Raw genomic sequence first — 19640 nt, 5'->3', positions numbered from 1 at the left:
GCATCATGACCCACTACAGCGGCAACATCGGCGACTTCGGCATGGACACGATCTCGCTGGCCGGGCCTCTTGAGGCCAAGCTCCAGGCCGTGCGCGATGCCGGATTTGGCCAGATCATGCTGGCCGCGCGCGACCTGGTCGGCCACCCCGGCGGCCTGGACGCGGCGGTCGCGGCGGTCAAGGCCAGCGGCCTGCGCGTCACCGGCTTTCAGGTGCTGCGCGATTTTGAAGGCCTGTCGGGCCACCTGCACGCCTACAAGATCGACATTGCCAAGGCGATGCTGGAGATGTGCGCGGCCCTAAGCTGCCGGCTGCTGCTGGTGTGCTCGTCCACCTCGGTGCATGCCAGCGGCGACTCGGGAGCGATTGTGAAGGACTTGCGCAAGCTGGCGATTCTGGCCATTCCGATGAACATCAAGATCGCCTACGAAGCGCTGTCCTGGGGCCGCACCGTGAGCGAGTTCCCGCAGGCCTGGGACCTCATCTGCCAGGCCGACATGCCCAACCTGGGGCTGGGCCTGGACTCTTTTCACCTGTTCGCCACCCAGACTTCGCTCGATGAGCTGGAGATGCTGGACCCGCAGAAGATTTTCCTGGTGCAGCTGGCGGACTTCATGTGGCTGGACATCAAGTCGGTGCAGGAGCGCATTGACACGGCGCGGCATTTCCGGGTGTTTCCGGGCGAGGGCGTGCACAGCGAGGCATTGGCCGCGCTGGTGGGCCGGCTGCACGCGCTGGGCTACCGGGGCGACTACAGCTTCGAGGTGTTCAACGACGACTACCAGCAGATGCCGCTGCCCACGGTGACCCGTCGTGCCTGGCGTGCCGCGCAATGGCTGGGCGAGGAGGTACTGCGCCGCTCGGTGCCGCTGCCCAACCAGATCCGGCTCAAGCGCTGAACGGGCGGCAAAGCGCCATGCAACCGAACAGCGTCTCGCTACAGGCATGGACGCTCCCAGCAGTTTTTCTACACCAGCGGCCGCAACTCACGCGCCGCGTCGAGCAGCAGCGACAGCAGGTCACGCCGGTTTTCGCCAGCCAGCCGCTGCGGCGTTGTGACGACGTTGAGCGCTGCCACGGTGCGCCCCTGCATGTCGCGCAGTGGAACAGCCAAGGCATGCACGCCCAACTCATGCGCTTCGGCGGCAAGGCAAAAATCATCGAGCCGCGCCCGTTCGACCAGCATCTTGAGCTTGCGGGCGTCGGTGGTGGTATGCACGGTCAGCCGAGGCAGTCCGCCGCTGTCTAGCCGGGCCTTCAGCCAGGCATTGAATTCGGTTTTGGACTTGGCGGCCAGCAGCACCTGCCCGGTCGAGGTCGCATGCGCTGGCAGCCGCGCGCCCAGGTGCAGCCCGTAGGCAAGCACCGCGGCGACAGGCGCTTTGTCATCCGGCGAACGTCTCCATTCGAAGCCGCTGCGCGCGACGATGACCACCTCGTCGCCATCGAGCACCGCCGCCGAGAACGATTCTCTTGCCTGCACCGCCAGCCGGTTCAGCATCGGCTGCACCGCGCGCGGCAAACGCGCTGTAGCCAGGTAACTGCCCGAAAACCGCAGCACCTTGGTTGAAAGCCAGAAAAAGCCGCCGTCTGTCTCCAGGTAGCCCAGATGGGCCAGCGTCAGCAAATGGCGGCGCGCAGCTGCCCGTGTCAGACCTGTCCGCTCGGCTGCCAGCGTGGCATTGAGCCGTTGGCGCTGGGTATCGAAACTCTCCAGCACTGCCATGCCCCGGGCCATACCGTCGATCCGGTCGGCTTTGGCGATGGGAAAAGCGCCGGCGGTGCGAATGGGTAGGCTCGCAATCATTGCGCGATCATCGCACAATAGTCTCTTTCATCGCGCAAAGTGCCTGACGGGTGCTGGCGATGCTGGGCAAAGAGACCTAAGCTTCAGGCCATGGATTGCGCCGGGATGGTTTTGAGACAGCCGGTTTTTCAAAACAAGACAAAGGAGACACAATGCGCACTCAGGTTGTAATTGTGGGCGGCGGCCCGGCCGGGAATTTGCTGGGGCAACTGCTCTACAAAGCAGGCATTGACGCTGTCATCCTGGAACGCCAGACAGGCGACTATGTGCTGGGCCGCATCCGCGCCGGCGTTCTCGAGCAGGTCAGCATGGATCTGATGGACGAGGTCGGCGTGGGCAAGCGCATGCATGCCGAGGGGCTGGTCCATGGTGGCTTTGACATGCTGTTCAAGGGCGAGCGCCACCGCATTGACATGAACCGGCTCACCGGCGGCAAGAACGTCATGGTGTATGGACAGACCGAAGTTACGCGCGACCTGATGGACGCGCGGCAGGCAGCAGGCCTGGCCACAGTTTATGAAGCGGACAATGTGACCGTGCATGACTTTGACACCGCCACGCCCCGGGTGCGTTATCAAAAAGATGGCCAGTCGCATGAAATCGAATGCGACTTCATTGCGGGCTGCGATGGCTTTCATGGTGTATGCCGTGCGAGCGTGCCGCGCGGCGCCATCCGGGAATTCGAAAAAGTCTACCCCTTCGGCTGGCTCGGCATCCTGTCCGAAACCCCGCCGGTGCATGATGAGCTTATCTATGCCAACAGCCCGCGCGGCTTTGCACTGTGCTCGCAGCGAAGCCGTACTCGCAGCCGCTACTACCTGCAGGTGCCGCTGACAGCCAAGGTCAGTGACTGGTCCGATGAAGCCTTCTGGCAGGAGTTGCGCCTGCGACTTGACATGGAAGCGCGCGAGAAACTGGTGACCGGCCCATCGATTGAAAAAAGCATCGCCCCGCTGCGAAGCTTCGTCACCGAGCCGATGCGCTTTGGCCGAATGTTCCTGACGGGTGACGCGGCCCATATCGTGCCGCCCACCGGCGCCAAGGGACTGAACCTGGCGGCCACCGATGTGAAATACCTCTCAAACGCCCTGATCGAGTTCTATCAGGAAAAAAGCGAAGTTGGCATTGATAACTACTCGGAACGCTGCCTGCGCCGCGTGTGGCGCGCCGGGCGCTTTTCCTGGTGGTTTACCAGCCTGATGCACCGTTTCCCTGAAAACGGCGAAATCGGACAGAAGTTCCAGGAAGCTGAACTGGACTACCTCATCAACTCCGAGGCAGGCGCGCTTTCTGTGGCGGAGAACTATGTCGGGCTGCCGCTGAATTTTGGCGAGTAGCGTGGCGCGTCCATAGTGGCCGGATCACGATGCCGCCATCAGTCTTTACGCCAAATAAGCCGTGATCCCAATGGGAGGCTTCACTGGCTGCAGGCAGTAAGCCCCGATGCCTGCGGTGAGATTGACATGCTTACCGGGAATTTGTTTTCTTTTCGATCTTCATTGAATACATATTCTTAAGTACATACCCCAATAACATCGATATTTCGCCAGTTCTAGGCAAAAAATGTATACATTACGTATTTATGAGCCGGCAAAATCATCTGAACAACCTGACGACCGATCTACCTGAAGAAGGCAGCTCGCAAGTGGTCAAGGTGCAAATCAGGCTACGCGAAATGATTTTGGCTGGCGAATTGTCGGGCGGGACGCGTATTGCCGAACTATCGATTGTTGAAAAGCTCGGTGTTTCGCGCACGCCCATTCGCGCCGCGCTGATGCGGCTGGAACTCGAAGGCCTGCTGCAGGCGCTGCCTAACGGCGGCTATGCGGTGCGCACTTTCTCTGAACGCGACGTGGCCGATGCCATCGAGTTGCGCGGCACCATCGAGGGCATGGCCGCGCGGCTGGCCGCCGAGCGCGGCGTGGCGCCGGTCGTGCTGGCCGAAGCACGGGAATGTCTGCATCGGATCGATGAATTGCTGAGCGAGGTGGCGCTGAACGACGACGCCTTTTCGCGCTACGTGGTGCTGAATGAGCAGTTCCATGGTCTGCTTGGCGAATTGTCGGGCAGCGCGTTCATGGGCCGCGAGCTGGAGCGCGTGGCCAGCCTGCCGTTCGCATCGCCTTCGGCCTTCGTGGTCGTGCAGGCCAACTCGCCGCAGTCGCGCGACATGCTCGTCGTGGCGCAGGACCAGCATTGCCAGGTGCTCGACGCAATTGAAAACCGCGAGGGCGCGCGCGCCGAAGCCATCATGCGCGAGCATTCCCGCCTGGCGCAGCGCAACCTGCGCGAGGCGGTGCGCAACCCACGCCACGGCCAGATGCCCGGCGTGGGGTTGATACGCAAGCGCAGCAGAAACGAGTGAAAGCACTCTTGCCAGCGCCGGGCAACCGGCAACCATAAAACTTCATATCCAGGAGACAACAACCATGCAAAAACGCCACTTCCTTCACGCCATCGCCCTCGCCACCGTGGCATTCACCGCTACCGGCGCCATCGCTCAGGACAACACCTTCAAGATCGGCCTGATCCTGCCGATGACCGGCCAGCAGGCCACCACCGGCCGGCAGATCGAGGCCGCTGCCCGCCTGTACATGGCGCAGCACGGCGACACCGTGGCCGGCAAGAAGATCCAGCTGATCGTGAAGGACGACACCTCGTTGCCCGACGCGACGCGCCGCCTGGCGCAGGAACTGGTGGTCAATGACAAGGTCAATGTGCTGGCCGGCTTCGGCATCACGCCGTCGGCCATGGCCACCGCGCCGATTGCCACCCAGTCCAAGACGCCCATGGTGGTGATGGCTGCGGCCACGTCGAGCATCACGCAGGCTTCGCCCTACATCGTTCGGACCAGCTTCACGCTGCCGCAGGCCTCGGTTGCGCTGGCCGACTGGGCGCCCAAGAACGGCATCAAGAAGGTCGTCACGCTGGTGTCGGACTACGGCCCCGGCATTGATGCGGAAAAGTTCTTCAAGGAACGCCTGACCTTTAACGGCGGCCAGGTCACCGAATCGCTGCGCGTGCCCTTGCGCGGCCCCGACTTTGCGCCGTTCCTGCAAAAGGTGCGGGATGCCAAGCCTGACGCGCTGTTCGTGTTCGTGCCGTCCGGCGCGGGCGCGGCCGTGATGAAGCAATTTGCAGAGCGCGGCCTGGACAAGGCCGGTATCAAGCTGATCGGCACCGGCGACGTGACCGACGACGACCAGCTCAATGAGATGGGCGACGTTGCGGTGGGCGTGGTCACTTCCCATCATTACTCGGCCTCCCATCCTTCGGCCATGAACAAGAAGTTTGTGGAGGCCTTTGGCAAGGCCAATAACGGCATGCGGCCCAATTTCATGGCGGTCGGCGGCTATGACGGCATGCGGGTGATTTATGAGGCCCTCAAAATCAGCAAAGGCCAGGGCGGCGGCGATGCGCTGCTGGCCGGCATGAAGGGCCAGATTTTCGAGAGCCCGCGCGGCAAGATGTTCATCGACGCGCAGACGCGCGACGTGGTACAGGACATTTACCTGCGCAAGGTCGAGCGCAAGGACGGCCAGCTCTACAACGTGGAATTCGACGTGGTCAAGGACGTCAAGGACCCGGGCAAGACCAAGTAATTGCGCACCCCCATCCAGGCTCACTGCGTGTAGCCTGTTTCCCCCTTGCAGGGGGCAACGCCTGCGGCCCGGCAAAGCCGGTTCCGCGGCGTTCCTGAAATGGTCTTTTTCAAGCAGCTTCTGAATATCAGGCCCCAACATGCTGACCATTCTTTTCGACGGTATTGCCTACGGCATGCTGCTCTTCATCCTTGCGGTGGGCCTGGCGGTCACCATGGGGCTGATGAACTTCATCAACCTGGCGCACGGCGCCTTTGCCATGGCCGGCGGCTACATCACGGTGCTGCTGATGCAGCGCTTTGGGGTGCCCTTCCTGCTGTGCCTGCCGCTGGCCTTCATTGGTTCGGCGCTGCTGGGCGGCGTGCTGGAGCGCACGCTGTACCGGCCCATGTACCACAAGCCGCACCTGGACCAGGTGCTGTTTTCCATCGGCCTGGTCTTCATGGCGGTGGCCAGTGTGGACTACTTCATCGGCTCGACGCAGCAGATCATGCAGCTGCCCGAATGGCTCAAGGGCCGCACCGAACTGGGCAGCGGCGACTGGATGCTGGGCATGGGCCACTACCGGCTGTTCATCATCGCGGTGTGCGCGGCGCTGACGGTGGCGCTGCAGTATGTGCTGGGTTACACGCGCTTTGGCAGCCGGCTGCGCGCGTCGGTCGATGACCAGCGGGTCGCGGCCGGGCTGGGCATCAATGTGAACATCGTGTTTCTGTCCACCTTTGCCGTCGGCTCCGGCCTGGCCGGGCTGGGCGGCGCGCTGGGCGCCGAAGTGCTGGGGCTGGACCCGAGCTTTCCGCTGAAGTTCATGGTGTACTTTTTGATCGTCGTCGCCGTGGGCGGCACGTCTTCGATCACCGGGCCGCTGCTGGCCGCGCTGCTGCTGGGCATTGCCGATGTGGCGGGCAAGTACTACATCCCCAAGCTGGGCGCCTTCATCGTGTACAGCCTGATGATCGCGATTCTGATCTGGCGCCCGCAAGGCCTTTTCGTGCGCAAGGGAGGCAAGTGACATGAACGCCCAACAACAATCGCTCCTCAAGTACAGCCGCTTCAAGCCCTGGGAGCCGGTGCTGTGGCTGCTGGCCTTTGCCGCGCCGGTGCTATCGCCCAGCCACGCGCTCATCATCAACGAGATCGCCATCGTCGCGCTGTTTGCCGTGTCGCTCGACCTGATCCTGGGTTACACCGGCATCGTCTCGCTCGGCCATGCCGCCTTCTTTGGGTTGGGGGGTTATGCGGCTGCGCTGTTCGCCAAGCTGGTAATGCCCGATCCGCTGGTCGGGCTGGCGGTCGGCATCGCCGTGGCCACGCTGCTGGGCTTTGTCGCCTCGTTTTCCATCATGCGCGGCAGCGACCTGACGCGGCTGATGGTCACGCTGGGCGTCGGCCTGATTTTGCTGGAACTGGCCAACAAGCTGGACTGGCTGACCGGCGGCGCCGACGGGCTGCAGGGCGTGGTGATGGGGCCGGTGCTGGGCCGGTTCGAGTTTGACCTGTACGGCATCACGGCGGCGTATTACTCGCTGACGGTGTTGCTGGTGCTGTTTTTGCTGCTGCGCCGGGTGGTGCATTCGCCCTTCGGCGCGACGCTCAAGGCGATTCGCGACAACCGGCTGCGCGCCATGGCCATCGGCATTCCGGTCAACGCCAAGCTGGCCATGGTCTACACACTGGCGGCAGGCGTGGCCGGCGCGGCAGGCGCCTTGCTGACCCAGACCACGGGGTTTGCATCGCTCGACTTGTTCGAGTTTCACCGCTCGGCCGATGTCATGCTGATCCTGGTGATCGGCGGTACCGGCTGGCTGTACGGCGGCGTGGCGGGCGCGATTGTGTTCAAGCTGCTGCAGGATTTCCTGTCGTCCATCACGCCCCAGTACTGGACCTTCTGGATTGGCCTGTTCCTGGTGGTGCTGGTGCTGGTCGGCCGCGATCGGCTGATGCGCCCCTGGACATGGTTCAGGCGGCCTTCTGGCGGAGGCAAGTCATGAGCGCCCTTCAACACAACGCCGACACGGTGCTGTCGGCGCAAGGCCTGGTGATGCGTTTTGGCGGCATCACTGCCACTAACAACGTGACGCTCAACATCAAGAAAGGCGCGCGCCATGCGCTGATCGGCCCCAACGGCGCGGGCAAGACCACGCTCATCAACCTGCTGACCGGCGTGCTGCAGCCGACCGAAGGCCGGATCGTGCTCGAAGGGCAGGACATCACCCACCTGGCGCCCAACCAGCGCGTGCAGCGCGGCATGGTGCGCACCTTCCAGATCAACCAGCTGTTCGACTCGCTCACGCCGCTGCAGACGCTGGCGCTGGTGGTGTCGCAGCACCTGGGGCTGGGAACGAAATGGTGGCAGCCGCTGGGCCGCAACCAGCAGGTCACCGAGCGCTGCGAGCAACTGCTGGCGCAGTTTCACCTGCTGGAAGTCATGAACCAGCCGACCCATGTGCTGGCCTACGGCAAGCGCCGGCTGTTGGAAATCGCCATTGCGCTGGCCTGCGAGCCACGCGTGCTGCTGCTCGACGAGCCCGTGGCCGGCGTGCCGGCCGGCGAGCGCGAGGAACTGCTGCAAACCGTGGCCGCGCTGCCTGCCGAAGTGTCGGTGCTGTTGATTGAACACGACATGGACCTGGTTTTCAGTTTTGCGAACTTCATGACGGTGCTGGTCAACGGCACCTTGCTGACCGAAGGCACGCCCGAACAGATTGCCAATGATCCGCAGGTCAAGGCGGTTTATCTGGGCCATGGCGAGGAGGTGCGACATGGCTGAGCTGTTGAAAGTCGAGAACCTTCGCGCCGGCTACGGCGAGGGGGTCGTGCTGCAGGACGTGTCGCTGTCGCTGGGCGAAGGCCAGACGCTGGCCCTGCTCGGGCGCAATGGCACCGGCAAGACCACGCTGATCAACACGCTGGCGGGCGCGACGCGCCAGCACGGCGGCAGCATCACGCTGGGCGGCATCGCATTGCACAAGCTGCCGTCGCACGAGCGGGCAGGGGCCGGCATCGGCTGGGTGCCGCAGGAGCGCAACATCTTCAAGTCGCTCACGGTGCATGAAAACCTGACGGCCGTGGCCCGGCCCGGCAAGTGGAACCCGGACGGCGTGTACAAGATGTTTCCGCGCCTGGCCGAACGCAAGACCAACCTGGGCACGCAGCTGTCGGGCGGCGAGCAGCAGATGCTGGCCGTCGGCCGAGCGCTGGTGCTCAACCCCAGGCTGCTGCTGCTCGACGAGCCGCTCGAAGGGCTGGCGCCCATCATCGTCGAGGAACTGCTGCGCGCCATTGCCCGCATCACCCGCGAGGAAGGGTTGAGCGCCATCATCGTCGAGCAGCATCCGCAGGCGATTCTGGCCATCAGCCACCGCGCCGTGGTGCTCGACCACGGCACGGTGGTGCATAGCGGCAGCGCCGACGACTTGCGCGAGCAGCCCGAGTTGCTGGACCGCCTGCTGGGCGTGGCCAGGGCCTAGAGTCAATGGATTTTGGCCAGCAAGCGGGTTTTATGAATCAAATTGGCCTTTTGCGCACGCATGGTCTGGACAAGCAGCTATGAATTATGTAGCAATAAGCAAGGTCTTCACGCTTCATTTGTCTTTGAACCCCAGCCGGCGCAGCGTCTGCCGGCCGAACTGAAAGAAAGGTATCCCCTCATGTTCCCCAAAAACACCTGGTACGTTGCCTGCACCCCGCAAGACATCGACGACAAGCCGCTGGGCCGAATGATCTGCGGCGAGCGCATCGTGTTCTACCGTGGTGAAGAAAACCGCGTGGCGGCGCTGGAAGACTTCTGTCCGCACCGGGGCGCTCCCCTGTCGCTCGGCTTCGTGCGCGAAGGCCGGCTGGTCTGCGGCTACCACGGGCTGGAAATGGGCTGCGAGGGCAAGACCATTTCCATGCCGGGCCAGCGCGTGCGCGGCTTTCCGCAAATCCGCAGTTACCCGGTCGAGGAGCGCTACGGCTTCATCTGGGTCTGGCCGGGCGATGCCGCGCTGGCCGACCCGGCGAAGATTCTCGTCCAGGCTTGGCATGACGACCCCGAATGGGCCTACGGCGGCGGCATGTTCCACATCCACTGCGACTACCGCCTGATGATCGACAACCTGATGGACCTGACGCACGAAACCTATGTGCATTCCGCCAGCATCGGCCAGAAGGAAATCGACGAGGTGCCGTGCAAGACCGCCGTCAACGGCGACCAGGTGGTCACCAGCCGCTTCATGGGAAACATCATGCCGCCGCCGTTCTGGCAACTGGCCCTGCGCGGCAACAACCTGGCCGACGACGTGCCGGTGGACCGCTGGCAGATCTGCCGCTTCACGCCGCCCAGCCATGTGATGATCGAAGTTGGCGTGGCGCACGCGGGCATGGGTGGCTATGATGCCCCGGCCGAACACAAGGCCTACAGCATCGTGGTGGATTTCATCACGCCCGAGACGGAAACCTCGATCTGGTATTTCTGGGGCATGGCGCGCAAGTTCAACCCCAGGGACAAGGCGCTGACGGCCAGCATCCGCGAAGGGCAAGCGAAGATTTTCAGCGAAGACCTGGAAATGCTCCAGCTTCAGCAGCGCAACCTGCTCGACCATCCGAACCGCGCCCTGCTCAAGCTCAACATCGACGCCGGCGGAGTGCAGTCGCGCAAGATCCTGGACCGCATCATGGCCGAAGAGCAGGCGTTGCGCGCCACGCCGGCCAGCGCTTCGCCTGTTTTGCAAGATTCACCGGCTGTGCCCGCTGGCACGGCCAGCAACGCACCCGTCAGGGCATGAGGAGGCCTGCATGAGCAACCATCAACCCACCATTGCCGTGCGCGTCGCCCGCAAGCAGCAAGAAGCCGTGGACATCTGCAGCTTCGAGCTGGTCGCCGAAGACGGCGCGGCGCTGCCCGCGTTTTCCGCCGGTTCGCATGTCGATGTGCATCTGCCCGGCGGCCTGGTTCGTCCGTACTCCCTGTGCAACCCGCCGGGCGAGAACCACCGCTACCTGATCGGTGTGCTGCGCGACCCGGCCTCGCGCGGCGGTTCGCAGGCGATGCACGACCAGGTGCAGGAAGGGCAAACGCTGCAGATCAGCGCGCCGGCCAACCACTTTGCGCTGGCGCATGACGCCAAACGGCACCTGCTGCTGGCCGGCGGCATTGGCGTCACGCCCATCCTGTGCATGGCCGAGCGCCTGGCCAACACCGGCGCCGATTTTGAAATGCACTACTGCACCCGTTCGCCCGACCGCACGGCCTTCTACCCGCGCATTGCCGCTTCAAGCTTTGCCCCCAAAGTGCAATTTCATTTCGATGATGGCGCGGCGGAGCAGAAGCTGGACATTCCTGCGCTACTGAACGCGCTGGCCAGCGGCGTTCACCTGTACGTCTGCGGACCCAAGGGCTTCATGGACGCGGTGCTGAACACGGCGCGGTTGCAGGGCTGGCCCGAGGACCAGCTGCATTACGAGTTCTTTGCCGGCGCGGTTGCGACTTCCGATACCGATGCCAGCTTTGAAGTCCAGATCGCCAGTTCCGGCCAGATCGTGGTCGTGCCCCGTGACAAGACGGTGGTGCAGGTGCTGGCCGAGGCCGGCGTCGAGGTACAGATGTCGTGCGAGCAAGGCGTGTGCGGTACCTGCCTGACCCGCGTGATCGAGGGCATTCCCGACCACAAGGATATGTACCTCACGCCCGAGGAGCAGGCGGCCAACGACCAGTTCACGCCGTGCTGCTCGCGCTCCAAAACGCCAAGGCTGGTGCTGGATCTCTGAGACTGCGGTGGCCAGACGCGCACCGCTGCCGCCCGGCTGATAGCCGAGCGCAATCACGCCGCAAACGCTTCGTTGGGCGCAATCATGCCCAGCCGGGCTATGGCGAGTCCCGTCAATGCATGCACTTTTCTGCTTCACGCATGAAGGGGGTCCTGGAGGGCTTTCGCATACTGGACAAAGAAAGCCAGGCTGTCCGGGTTCTGCATCGAATCCAGACTGGCCGCCTTGTCTGGCGAGGCGCCCAGCAGCAGTTTTCGCACCGGCACCTCCATCTTTTTTCCGATCAGCGTACGGGGTATTTCAGCCACCTGCACCACCTCATTCGGCACGTGGCGGGCAGAGGCCTTGGTGCGTATCTGGTGCTTGATGCGCTCCTGCAGGGCCTCGCCCCATACCGCGCCGCCTTGCAGCACCGGTCGCGCAAAGGGTGTTCGCCCGACAATGCGGCCTGTGAGGGATTCTTCGGGCGGCTGAAAACGGAGCTGTTCTATCCTCGGGACTGGCAGGCTACAACCATTGAGCAATTCATTCAGGTAGTTGACTCCATCCGCTGGTATAACGAAAAGCGCATCAATATCTCCCTTGGCTCACTCAGTCCCCTCGAATACCGAAAGAGCCTCGGACTTGCGGCATAAACAAGTCCAAGATTTATGCCACACCCCCGGTGGGGCAACATTCAATCGGCGCCGACATATGTCTAAACATAAACAATCTGTTCAATATTCCCATAGGTTCGAATACCCACGTGTCTTGTCCATCGCGGGTTCAGACAGCGGTGGGGGTGCAGGCATACAGGCCGACCTGAAAACCATCGGTGCCCTGGGCTGCTATGGCATGACAGCCATCACCGCCCTGACAGCCCAAAACACGCTGGGCGTACGGAGTATTCACGGCGTTCCGCCGCAGATGCTTCGAGACCAGATTGATGCGGTGATCGAGGACATTGGTGCGCATGCCGTGAAAATCGGAATGCTGCATGCCCCTGAAATTGTGCTGACCGTAGCACAGGCCATCGACCGTCACGCATTGCCACAAGTTGTGCTCGACCCGGTCATGGTGGCCACGAGCGGCGCCGTACTGATCGACAACCCGGCCATCACCATCCTGGTGCGTGAGTTGTTTCCGCGCGCGCTTCTGGTCACGCCCAATCTGGACGAAGCTTCATTGCTGGTCGGCAGGCTGCTGCACAATGAGCGGGATATGGAAGTGGCGGCGCAAGAAATGCTCGAGATGGGCGCTCACGCTGTATTGCTCAAGGGAGGCCATTTGTCGGGCGATATGGTGTGTGATTTGCTGCTGACGAAAAATGGCGCGGCGCATTGGATGCGCGCCCCGCGTATTCACACAGGCAATACCCACGGCACCGGCTGCACACTGTCTTCGGCCATTGCGGCGTATTTGGCCTTGGGCGCCGGCTTGTGTGAAGCGGTCGAGGCGGCACGTTCCTATGTGCGCGCTGCGCTGGCGGCCGGCGCCGCAGTACGCACAGGCGCAGGTGGCGGGCCGCTGAACCACAGCCATGCACCGCTGAACATGCAGCTTCAGCCCTTGCGCTGAGCTTTGGGCGGTTGGCTGTCAGAAAAGTTATTGCCTAAAGTGAAGCTGGGCATGCCGCTTTTTGCGTGTGTTTAGGCTTCTTGATCTGTAAGTAGTCCGCCTCGGCACCGGTGGTGGTCTATGCCACCCAGTACCTGAACGGCTACTGATCCAGGCTGGAAGCGCCCGCACGCCGTGAAGGCCGGTTTGCTTGTACCTCGGGCAAATCGACCATCACCGGCTGGCCAGGCGCGGTGCAGCCGGTGTCGCAGCATTTGCCGGGCTGGCGGTTCCGGGTGATGGCGCGCTGCGGGTCATGCGGCGTGGCGGCTGGCGAGCCGTCGGCGGCAATGCCGCGCTCCAGGATGCGCTCGACCAGTTCCACCTTGGAGCCGATGGGATAGTTGCGGTAGATTTCCTGCTTCATCGCCGCCGGCGAACCGCCGCCATGCAGGCTGATCACGCTGTACCAGCCGCCCTGGTAGCCCGCCGTCAGGTCTTCAATGAAGCGCGCGGTCTCGATCCGCTGCTCGTAGGGCACGTCCGGATTGGCGCGCAGCACTTCCGACAGTTTCGCGCCTGTCTCCGGGTTGTGGTCTTCGTCCGGGCCGGGCAGGGTGACGATCAGGCCGCCGCTGACATAGTGGGCAATGCGGTGCATGTCGTAGATTTTGGTCGCCAGCAGCAGCTTGCCGATGTTGGAAAACACCGGGTCGGGCATGAAGGTCTGGCTGTGTTCGTCGGGCTTGCCATAGACGCTGGCTGCCACGCCGCAGGCGAAAAAGCTTTCGGTGATGGTGATCAGCTCGACCATCTGCTCGCGCAAATGCGTTTCCTTGCCCGGATCGAAGCCGTTGGCCTCGCACATCAGGGCGCCCGCGCCAATCAAGAGGTCGCCAAACCCGGCGCGCGCGGCTATGCAGGTGTGGCGGTGATGCGTGGCGTAGCTGTAGGTCAGGTGGCCTGAATGCTCCCATTCGCCGGCGTAAAACACGTTGTCCCATGGCACGAACACCTGCTCGAACATCACCACGCCGGTGCTCTGGCCGTACTTGCGGCTGAACAGCGCTTCGCCATGCTCGACCTTCTCGCCGGGCCGTCCGGCCGGACGGGCGATGATGGTGATGCCGGGCGCATCGACTGGCACGGCGCAGCAGACGGCGAAGTCCGCATCCTCCTTGCCCATGTTGCGACACGGCATGACCAGCAGTTCATGCACATAGGGCGCGCCGGTCACGATGGCCTTGGTGCCGCTGATGACGATGCCTTGGGCGTTGCGCGCCACGATGTGCAGGTAGCTGTCCACATTGGCCTGCTCGTGCGGGCGCCGGCTGCGGTCGCCCTTGGCGTCGGTCATGGCGATGCCCAGCGTCAGGTCCTGGTCCTGCACCCGGTGCAGGTAGTTCAGGAAGCGGGCGCTGTTCTCAAGCGTGCCGCGCGCGTCGTCGATGCGGCTGGATACCTGGCCGATGGCATTGAGCGCGTCATGCGTCAGGTAGCGCTGGGCACAGCCGGTTTCCTGGCAGACCAGCCGCACGGCCTCCAGCTTGTTCAGCAGGTCGCCGCTGCTGGTGTTGATATGGCTCAAGCGGTTGACGACCTTGCCGCTGGTGTGCTGCACAGCGGTCATGACCGGTGCGTATTGTTCCTTCAGCGCGTAGTCGTAGGTCAGCGCAATCGCATTGATGCCGGGGCCAAAGCCGCGCTCGTCGGCCACGCTGGCAACCTGCCGGCCGTCAAGGAAAACGCGCGGCTTGTAGCGGCGCAGCGATTCACGGAAGTCGTCGCCGGACATCAGCGTGGCGGCGGGTGCAAAAGCGTTCATGGTCGGGTCTCCAGGTTTTTGTAATTTTAAACACTGTTCAATTTAATCATCAAGCGTTTAATTTTGCGTATCTTCTGGCATGTTTGCGTTTATATTCTGGCCATGCAAGCCAGACTCCAACGCCAGCAGGCCCTGAACGACTCGCGCCGCGCGCTGATGCTCGACGCTGCGCGTTCGGTGTTCCAGCGGCTCGGCATCGAAGGCGCGAGCATTCGCGAAATCGCCAAGGCGGCCGGCTACACGCCCGGCGCCATCTATTCCTATTTTGAGAACAAGGAAGCGATCTACGGCGCCTTGCTGGCCGAGTCGCTGGAGCGGCTCAATGAAGTGGTCGATGCCGCCGATGCGATTGAAGGCTCGGCGGCTGACATGCTCAAGGCCAAGGCCAGCGCCTGGTTCGGCTTTTATGCCGCCAATCCGCGCGACCTGGACCTTGGCTTTTACCTGGTGCAGGGCATGCAGCCGCGCGGGCTGAACGCCGAACTCAATTTCCAGCTCAACGACCGCCTGCACGATGCGCTGCGTCCGTGCGAAGCGGCACTGCAGGCGATGGGCCTGACGGCGGACGAGGCGCTGCGCGAGAACACGGCGCTGTTTGCCCATGGCGTGGGCCTGCTGCTGCTCCAGCACACCGGCCGTATCCGCATGTTTGGCCAGGAGGCGACCGACCTTTTCACCCGTTATCTTGACGACTTGCCCGGCCGCCTGGCCCGTGGCAAGGCCGCCTGACCCCCAAGCCGGAGAACCCCCATGAACGCACCGATGAACGCACAGAAGCTGTTGCCCGTGCAGGACGGCGCAAGCCCCCTTGCCACGCATCTTGTCAAGAACCAGGCCAGCCCTCTGACCGGCTTCAATGCATTTGACCAGGACGCCGTGCTGTCCGCCGCCGTGCAGCGCGAAGTGCCTTGGGCGGCAGGGCGCTGCCAGGCGCTGGGCCGGCTCGTCGGCGACGAGGACATCCAGGAACTGGCCCGCCAGGCCAACCGCCATCTTCCCGAACTCAAGACGCATGACCGCTACGGCAACCGCATCGACTGGGTCGAATTCCACCCCAGCTGGCACCAGCTGATGGCGCTGGCCTGGAAGCACGAGGTGCATTCGCTGGCCTGGACCGCGCCCGAGGCGCAGCCGCACTATGCCCGGGCCGTGCTGTCTTACCTCTGGAACCAGGTCGAGCACGGCACGGCCTGCCCGACCGGCATGGCCTATGCCTCCTTCGCCGGCTTTCAGAGCGAGCCCTGCCTGAAGCTGTGGGCCGACAAGGTGTGCGGCACGCAGTATGAATTCAGCCGCCGCGAAGTGGCCGACAAGGCGTCGGTCGTGATTGGTTACGCCATGACCGAAAAGCAGGGCGGCTCGGACCTGCGCGAGACACAAACCACGGCCCGGTTTTCGCACAGCGCCGGCTACCACGGCGCCATCGCCCACTGGTACGAATTGACGGGCCACAAGTGGTTTTGTTCGGTGCCGCAGTCCGACGGCTTTTTCACGCTGGCCAAGGTGGACGGCGGCGTGACCTGCTTTTTCCTGCCGCGCACCTTGCCTGACGGCAGCTTCAACCGGTTTTTCATCCAGCGCCTGAAGGACAAGTGCGGCAACAAGTCCAATGCCTCGAGCGAGATCGAATATGCCGGCACGCTGGCCCTTCGCGTCGGGCCGGAAGGCGGCGGCCTGCGCGAGATTTTGTCGCACGCGCACCTGACGCGGCTGGACTTTGCCGTCGGATCAGCCGGCCTGATGCGCCAGTCGCTGACGCTGGCGCTCAACCATGCCGGCACCCGCCGGGGCTTCGGGCAGACGCTGGCCGAGCAGCCAATGATGGCCAATGTGCTGGCCGACATGGCCGTCGAGGTCGAGGCGGCGACGCTGCTGGCGCTGCGCGTCGCCAAGGCCACCGACCACATTGAAGGCAGCGCGCAGGAAAAGGCCTTCGCGCGAGTGGCCACGCCGATGGCCAAGTTCTTCAACTGCTCGCGCGCGCCTGCCATTGCCTATGAAGCCCTGCAATGCCACGGCGGCAACGGCTTCATTGAGGAAAACCCGATGGCCCGGATCTACCGCGAGGCGCCGCTGAACAGCGTCTGGGAAGGCTCGGCCAACATGATGTGCATGGACGTGCGGCGTTCGTTGCTCAAGGAGCCCATGACGCGCGATGCCTTCATGGCCGAAGTGAATTCGGTCAAGGGCATGGATCGCCGCTTCGATGGCTACCTGGATGCGTTGCCGTCCTTGATCCAGGCGGCCATGGACGATGAGTTCCTGGCCCGGCCGGCCTGCGAAGCCATGGCCCGGGCCGTCCAGGGCGTGGAACTGCTGCGTCACTCCAACACCGATGTCGTCGATGCATTCATGGGGACGCGGCTCAATGCCCAGGCGGCGGGCTGGGGTTGCACCCTGGGTTCCATGGGCGCGGCAGTTTCCCGGGCACAGGCCGGCCGCATCGTGGACAGGGCGCGCGTCGCTCGCTAGCGGTCAGCAGGCCCGGACTGGCGCGCCACGGCAGCCGTCACCCCGGCAAGGGCAGGGATAATGGCCGCCAAACCTAAGGAATAACCATGTTGCTAGATGCCGACGACTCCCAGCTCGTGCTGGTCGATTACCAGACCCGCCTGATGCCCGTGATTTTTGAAAATGAAATCGTCGTGGCCAATGCCTTGCGGCTGGCGCGCATGGCCCGTTTCATGGAGGTGCCGGTCTGGGGCACCGCGCAAAACCCCGACAAGCTCGGCCAGAACCTGCCCGAGCTGCAGGCGGCGATTGATTCGGCCGGCGGCAAGACCATGGCCAAGATGCATTTCAGCGCCGCCGCCGACGGCCTGGTCGAATGGCTGCGTCCGCCGGTTCGCAAGGCGCCGACCGGCGGCAATGCGCGCAGCCTGCCCAAGCACCTGCAAAAGCCCGCCGAACCCGAGGAAGAGGGCCGCAGCATGATCGTGATTGCCGGCTGCGAAGCACATGTCTGCCTGATGCAGACCGCGCTGGAACTGCTCGAAGAAGAGTTCGACGTGTGGGTCGTGACCGATGCCTGCAGCTCGCGCAGCGAGCGCAACCGCGACGCCGCGTTCGACCGGCTGGCCGGCAACGGCGCCGAGCTGGTCACCACCGAGATGGTGGCCTTTGAATGGGCCCGCACCTGTGAACATGACGCGTTCAGGGAATTGCTCGCGCTGGTGAAGTGATCCCGGTTCACCCTGGAAGTCACCGGTAGCTGCTCGCTCCCTGCAGCGTCCACCGGCCGTCCCCGGGCAGTTCCAGCACCCATTGATGGTATTTCACGACCGCCGGATGGTGGCTGATGCTGACCGGCGTGATCGACAGGCCCGCCAGCTGGCTGTACAACAACTCTTCGTTGGCCGCATCCAGCGCGCTGGTGGCTTCGTCCAGCAGCAGGTAGCGCGGCCTGGCCAGCAGCGCGCGGGCAAAGGCCAGCCGCTGCTGCTCGCCAACCGACAGCACCCGGGCCCAGTCCAGTTCGGCGCTCAGGCCACCGAAGCGTTCGGCCAGCGTCGGCAGGTTCACCCGCTCCAGCCAGTGCAGCAGTTCCTCGTCTGAAATGTCGCGGTCCGTGTGCGGATAGGTTAGCTGGCTGCGCAGGTCGCCCAGCAGCAGGTAGGGCTGCTGGGGCATGAACAGCATGTCCGACCCGGCCGGGCGCGTGATTTCACCCGAGCCCGTCGTCCATAGTCCGGCAATCACCCGCAGCAGGGAACTCTTGCCGCTGCCGCTGGGGCCGGAAATCAGCAGCCCCTCGCCGGGCTTGATGGCCAGCGTGAGGTCTCGCAGCAGCAGATGCTCGCGGCCGGGCGTCAGAATGGTCAACCGCCCAAGTGCCAGCTCGAAGCCGTGCAGCGTCTGGATATGCCGCGCGCTGTCGTCGCTGTCGGCCGGGCGGCCGGCATTGGCTTGCAGGGCTTGCGAAAAAGCATGCAGCCGCTCGACGCCGGCGGAAAAACGGCTGAGGCTTTCAAAATGCTCGACGATCACCGTCAGCGCGCTCAGGATGGCGGCAAAGGCACCGGCGGCCTGGATGGCGCGGCCCACCTCCAGCCGCCCCGACAGCACATCGCCGGCAATGATCACCGTCGGCAGCACGATGGTCAGGAAAGCATGGGCGTACTGGAACAGGTTGAGCCCGAACTGCCAGCGCAGCACCTGCTGGTAGTTGGCATAGACCCTGGCGAAGATGGCTTGCAGCGCCGTCATCTCACGCGCCTCGCCGTCGTGAAAGGCAATCGGCTCGGCGTGTTCACGCACCCGCACCAGGCCGAAGCGGAAGTTCGCCTCGCGCTGCAGCTGGCGAAAGTTCAGGCCAATCAGCCGCTTGCCAAACGCTGAAGCAGTGAACACGGTGCTGAGCACCGCATAGCCGATCAGGAACAACACCAGCCCCCGCGAGATCGACCACAGCACGGCGGAAAAGGCGGCCAGCTGCAGCACCGAGCCCAGCACGATCATTGAAAAATAAAGTGATTGCTGGGTGAAGGTGTTGATGTCCTCGGCAATGCGCTGGTCGGGGTTGTCGATGCCGGCGGCAGCATTCAGCCGGTAATAGGCGCGCTGGTCGAAATAGCGCGCCAGGAAGGCATCTGTCAGCCAGCGGCGCCAGCGCAGCCCGAGCGTGTCGCGCACGTAGTAGTACAGGGCGTAGATCGGCACCGCCGCCACCAGAATCGCCGTGTAGCGCCAGATCGACGCCCAGAAGCGGCCGGCATCCCGCGCGGCCAGGGCCGAGGTGAACTCGCCGGTTTCCTGGTTGAACAATACGTTGAAGGCGGTCTGCCCCAGCAGCACAACCACCAGCAGCACCAGCAGGCCCCGGGCGCGCCAGCGTTCCTCTGAAAACCAGTAGGGCCGCGCAATCGCTGCAAAACGATGCCACAGTCGGGCATTGAAGCCAGGTTCTTCTGCTGCGCTCATGAAGTTCTTCGTTGAATGGGCCAGCCGCCGATTTAATCCGAAATGGCCAAAGGCCGCAGCAGCAGCATGAAAAAATTCAGTTTATGTATGAAAAGTGGTGTTTACGCAATAGGAACGAGCCTAGCCAGCTATATTTTTAATAGCATTCAGAGGACTTCCTCGAACATCGACCGCTCGACGTCAGCTTGCAGAAAGACCG

17 protein-coding genes and 2 pseudogenes are annotated in these 19640 nt (G+C 63.5%); 15 read left to right on the top strand and 4 right to left on the bottom strand.

The features are described from left to right. Window positions 1-5: 5 nt before the first annotated feature. A complete protein-coding gene (locus EC86_RS0107455; RefSeq protein ID WP_029525041.1) occupies window positions 6-899 on the top strand; it encodes a sugar phosphate isomerase/epimerase family protein in 894 nt (297 codons plus the stop codon). A 68-nt stretch (window positions 900-967) separates the two neighbouring features. Here the strand turns inward: EC86_RS0107455 and EC86_RS0107450 are convergent, their stop codons facing one another. Continuing rightward, window positions 968-1807: an IclR family transcriptional regulator domain-containing protein gene (locus EC86_RS0107450; protein WP_029525040.1), complete on the bottom strand. Its 840-nt coding sequence runs from the start codon at window positions 1805-1807 to the stop codon at window positions 968-970. A gap of 152 nt (window positions 1808-1959) precedes the next feature. Between EC86_RS0107450 and pobA the strand changes: the two genes are divergently transcribed. From pobA to EC86_RS0107405, 9 genes are all read left to right on the top strand, one after another. After that, on the top strand, window positions 1960-3144 hold the full coding sequence (gene pobA / locus EC86_RS0107445; RefSeq protein ID WP_029525039.1) for a 4-hydroxybenzoate 3-monooxygenase: 1185 nt from the start codon (window positions 1960-1962) through the stop codon (window positions 3142-3144). 245 nt (window positions 3145-3389) lie between these two features. Further along, window positions 3390-4172, top strand: coding sequence for a GntR family transcriptional regulator (locus EC86_RS0107440; protein WP_051675781.1), 783 nt, complete (start codon window positions 3390-3392; stop codon window positions 4170-4172). 64 nt (window positions 4173-4236) lie between these two features. Next, entirely contained in the window at window positions 4237-5409 is a 1173-nt protein-coding gene (locus EC86_RS0107435; protein ID WP_029525037.1) for an ABC transporter substrate-binding protein, read from the top strand. A 139-nt stretch (window positions 5410-5548) separates the two neighbouring features. After that, window positions 5549-6421: a branched-chain amino acid ABC transporter permease gene (locus tag EC86_RS0107430; protein WP_029525036.1), complete on the top strand. Its 873-nt coding sequence runs from the start codon at window positions 5549-5551 to the stop codon at window positions 6419-6421. A 1-nt stretch (window position 6422) separates the two neighbouring features. After that, window positions 6423-7400 carry a branched-chain amino acid ABC transporter permease gene (locus tag EC86_RS0107425; RefSeq protein WP_029525035.1) on the top strand — a complete coding sequence of 326 codons (978 nt, stop codon included), beginning with the start codon at window positions 6423-6425 and terminating at the stop codon, window positions 7398-7400. Further along, window positions 7397-8179 carry an ABC transporter ATP-binding protein gene (locus tag EC86_RS0107420; protein ID WP_029525034.1) on the top strand — a complete coding sequence of 261 codons (783 nt, stop codon included), beginning with the start codon at window positions 7397-7399 and terminating at the stop codon, window positions 8177-8179. Before EC86_RS0107425 ends, EC86_RS0107420 begins: the two co-directional genes overlap by 4 nt. Continuing rightward, window positions 8172-8879: an ABC transporter ATP-binding protein gene (locus tag EC86_RS0107415; protein WP_029525033.1), complete on the top strand. Its 708-nt coding sequence runs from the start codon at window positions 8172-8174 to the stop codon at window positions 8877-8879. The genes EC86_RS0107420 and EC86_RS0107415 overlap by 8 nt, the downstream gene beginning before the upstream one ends. 180 nt (window positions 8880-9059) lie before the next feature. Further along, on the top strand, window positions 9060-10178 hold the full coding sequence (locus EC86_RS0107410; RefSeq protein WP_051675780.1) for an aromatic ring-hydroxylating oxygenase subunit alpha: 1119 nt from the start codon (window positions 9060-9062) through the stop codon (window positions 10176-10178). Between the two features lie 10 nt (window positions 10179-10188). Then, a complete protein-coding gene (locus tag EC86_RS0107405; RefSeq protein WP_029525031.1) occupies window positions 10189-11160 on the top strand; it encodes a PDR/VanB family oxidoreductase in 972 nt (323 codons plus the stop codon). A gap of 134 nt (window positions 11161-11294) precedes the next feature. Here EC86_RS0107405 and EC86_RS0107400 read toward each other — a convergent pair. After that, window positions 11295-11573 (bottom strand): annotated as a pseudogene (locus EC86_RS0107400) (acetoacetate--CoA ligase); the annotation flags it as partial. Between the two features lie 3 nt (window positions 11574-11576). On the opposite strand from EC86_RS0107400, the pseudogene EC86_RS27640 reads away from it, so the two are divergent. Next, window positions 11577-11795 (top strand): annotated as a pseudogene (locus EC86_RS27640) (IS3 family transposase); the annotation flags it as partial. A 58-nt stretch (window positions 11796-11853) separates the two neighbouring features. Continuing rightward, window positions 11854-12717 carry a bifunctional hydroxymethylpyrimidine kinase/phosphomethylpyrimidine kinase gene (gene thiD / locus EC86_RS0107395; RefSeq protein WP_029525029.1) on the top strand — a complete coding sequence of 288 codons (864 nt, stop codon included), beginning with the start codon at window positions 11854-11856 and terminating at the stop codon, window positions 12715-12717. A 142-nt stretch (window positions 12718-12859) separates the two neighbouring features. On the opposite strand, the gene EC86_RS0107390 is transcribed toward thiD, so the two are convergent. Then, a complete protein-coding gene (locus EC86_RS0107390; protein WP_036771955.1) occupies window positions 12860-14521 on the bottom strand; it encodes a 4-hydroxyphenylacetate 3-hydroxylase family protein in 1662 nt (553 codons plus the stop codon). 102 nt (window positions 14522-14623) lie between these two features. On the opposite strand from EC86_RS0107390, the gene EC86_RS0107385 reads away from it, so the two are divergent. The 3 genes from EC86_RS0107385 to EC86_RS0107375 all read left to right on the top strand — a co-directional run bounded on the left by EC86_RS0107385 (window position 14624) and on the right by EC86_RS0107375 (window position 17703). Continuing rightward, on the top strand, window positions 14624-15250 hold the full coding sequence (locus tag EC86_RS0107385) for a TetR/AcrR family transcriptional regulator (RefSeq protein WP_029525027.1): 627 nt from the start codon (window positions 14624-14626) through the stop codon (window positions 15248-15250). A gap of 21 nt (window positions 15251-15271) precedes the next feature. Beyond that, window positions 15272-16993: an acyl-CoA dehydrogenase family protein gene (locus EC86_RS0107380; RefSeq protein ID WP_029525026.1), complete on the top strand. Its 1722-nt coding sequence runs from the start codon at window positions 15272-15274 to the stop codon at window positions 16991-16993. 86 nt (window positions 16994-17079) lie between these two features. Next, window positions 17080-17703, top strand: a complete 624-nt coding sequence (locus EC86_RS0107375; protein WP_029525025.1) for an isochorismatase family protein — start codon at window positions 17080-17082, stop codon at window positions 17701-17703. Window positions 17704-17722: 19 nt separating this feature from the next. Here the strand turns inward: EC86_RS0107375 and EC86_RS0107370 are convergent, their stop codons facing one another. After that, window positions 17723-19441: an ABC transporter ATP-binding protein/permease gene (locus EC86_RS0107370; protein WP_029525024.1), complete on the bottom strand. Its 1719-nt coding sequence runs from the start codon at window positions 19439-19441 to the stop codon at window positions 17723-17725. Window positions 19442-19640: the final 199 nt, after the last annotated feature.

It is taken from the genome of Polaromonas glacialis (genome assembly GCF_000709345.1).
In the GTDB taxonomy this organism is placed as follows: Bacteria; Pseudomonadota; Gammaproteobacteria; order Burkholderiales; family Burkholderiaceae_C; genus Polaromonas; species Polaromonas glacialis.
The sequence above is the reverse complement of the archived record's forward strand: the minus strand, read 5'-3'. Positions and strand labels throughout refer to the sequence as shown.

Excerpts from the sequence above, each read along its gene's own strand:
- EC86_RS0107425 (WP_029525035.1), top strand. The coding sequence starts at position 6,423 with ATGAACGCCCAACAACAATCGCTCCTCAAGTACAGCCGCTTCAAGCCC.
- EC86_RS0107375 (WP_029525025.1), top strand. The coding sequence starts at position 17,080 with ATGTTGCTAGATGCCGACGACTCCCAGCTCGTGCTGGTCGATTACCAG.
- thiD (WP_029525029.1), top strand. The coding sequence starts at position 11,854 with ATGTCTAAACATAAACAATCTGTTCAATATTCCCATAGGTTCGAATAC.
- EC86_RS0107385 (WP_029525027.1), top strand. The coding sequence starts at position 14,624 with ATGCAAGCCAGACTCCAACGCCAGCAGGCCCTGAACGACTCGCGCCGC.
- pobA (WP_029525039.1), top strand. The coding sequence starts at position 1,960 with ATGCGCACTCAGGTTGTAATTGTGGGCGGCGGCCCGGCCGGGAATTTG.
- EC86_RS0107390 (WP_036771955.1), bottom strand. The coding sequence starts at position 14,521 with ATGAACGCTTTTGCACCCGCCGCCACGCTGATGTCCGGCGACGACTTC.
- EC86_RS0107430 (WP_029525036.1), top strand. The coding sequence starts at position 5,549 with ATGCTGACCATTCTTTTCGACGGTATTGCCTACGGCATGCTGCTCTTC.
- EC86_RS0107455 (WP_029525041.1), top strand. The coding sequence starts at position 6 with ATGACCCACTACAGCGGCAACATCGGCGACTTCGGCATGGACACGATC.
- EC86_RS0107420 (WP_029525034.1), top strand. The coding sequence starts at position 7,397 with ATGAGCGCCCTTCAACACAACGCCGACACGGTGCTGTCGGCGCAAGGC.
- EC86_RS0107415 (WP_029525033.1), top strand. The coding sequence starts at position 8,172 with ATGGCTGAGCTGTTGAAAGTCGAGAACCTTCGCGCCGGCTACGGCGAG.
- EC86_RS0107410 (WP_051675780.1), top strand. The coding sequence starts at position 9,060 with ATGTTCCCCAAAAACACCTGGTACGTTGCCTGCACCCCGCAAGACATC.
- EC86_RS0107380 (WP_029525026.1), top strand. The coding sequence starts at position 15,272 with ATGAACGCACCGATGAACGCACAGAAGCTGTTGCCCGTGCAGGACGGC.
- EC86_RS0107450 (WP_029525040.1), bottom strand. The coding sequence starts at position 1,807 with ATGATTGCGAGCCTACCCATTCGCACCGCCGGCGCTTTTCCCATCGCC.
- EC86_RS0107370 (WP_029525024.1), bottom strand. The coding sequence starts at position 19,441 with ATGAGCGCAGCAGAAGAACCTGGCTTCAATGCCCGACTGTGGCATCGT.
- EC86_RS0107435 (WP_029525037.1), top strand. The coding sequence starts at position 4,237 with ATGCAAAAACGCCACTTCCTTCACGCCATCGCCCTCGCCACCGTGGCA.
- EC86_RS0107405 (WP_029525031.1), top strand. The coding sequence starts at position 10,189 with ATGAGCAACCATCAACCCACCATTGCCGTGCGCGTCGCCCGCAAGCAG.
- EC86_RS0107440 (WP_051675781.1), top strand. The coding sequence starts at position 3,390 with ATGAGCCGGCAAAATCATCTGAACAACCTGACGACCGATCTACCTGAA.